This window comes from Pseudomonas sp. TAE6080, assembly GCF_018732265.1.
GTDB classification, from domain to species: Bacteria; Pseudomonadota; Gammaproteobacteria; order Pseudomonadales; family Pseudomonadaceae; genus Aquipseudomonas; species Aquipseudomonas brenneri.
The window spans coordinates 1-831 of sequence record NZ_JAHIDY010000098.1; the positions used below are offsets into that span (position 1 = coordinate 1).

The window sequence follows — 831 nt, forward strand, 5'->3', positions numbered from 1 at the left end:
TGTCGGCCAGGGCGTACAGGTGCTTGAAGTTGTCACCGTTCTGCATGCCACGACCACCGGAAACGACGATCTTGGCAGCGGTCAGCTCAGGGCGGTCCGACTTGGCCAGTTCTTCGCCAACAAAGCTGGAAGTGCCAGCATTGTGCACAGCCGCAACGGCTTCAACGGCAGCCGAACCACCAACGGCGGCAACCGGGTCGAAACCGGTGGCACGCACGGTGATGACTTTGACGGCAGCTGTCGATTGCACGGTGGCAATGGCGTTACCGGCGTAGATCGGGCGCTTGAAGGTGTCGGCGCTTTCCACCGAAACGATCTCGGAGATCTGGTCAACGTCCAGCTGCGCGGCAACGCGTGGCAGGATGTTTTTGCCGTTGGAGGTGGCGGCAGCCAGGATGTGGCTGTAGCCAGCGCCGCCCGCCTCTAAACCAAGAGCAGCAACCAGAGGCGCAACGTTTTCCGGCAGCTGGTGCGCGTAGGCATCGTTGTCAGCCAGCAGTACTTTGCTCACGCCAGCGACTTTTGCGGCGGCTTCAGCCACGGCGCCAGCGCCTTGACCAGCGACCAGTACGTGGATGTCGCCACCAATTTTGGCGGCAGCAGCAACGGTGTTCAGGGTGGCCGGGGCCAGCACCTTGTTATCGTGTTCGGCGATTACGAGGATAGTCATGATCAGGCTCTCCAATTCAAAGCACCTTCGCTTCGTTTTTCAGTTTCTCGACCAGTTCAGCCACCGACTTGACCTTGATACCTGCGCTGCGTGCAGCTGGCGCTTGGACTTTGACGGTCTTGTTGGTGGAGGCGGTGGAAACGCCCAAAGCATCCGGAGTC

1 protein-coding gene and 1 pseudogene are annotated in these 831 nt (G+C 60.3%); both read right to left on the reverse strand.

Annotated features, from left to right (window positions below; genetic code table 11):
• Positions 1–670: electron transfer flavoprotein subunit alpha/FixB family protein (locus KL786_RS29275; RefSeq protein ID WP_215519818.1), on the reverse strand; the 670-nt coding region annotated here is incomplete at its 3' end.
• Between the two features lie 16 nt (positions 671–686).
• Positions 687–831, reverse strand: a pseudogene (locus tag KL786_RS29280) (electron transfer flavoprotein subunit beta/FixA family protein); the annotation flags it as partial.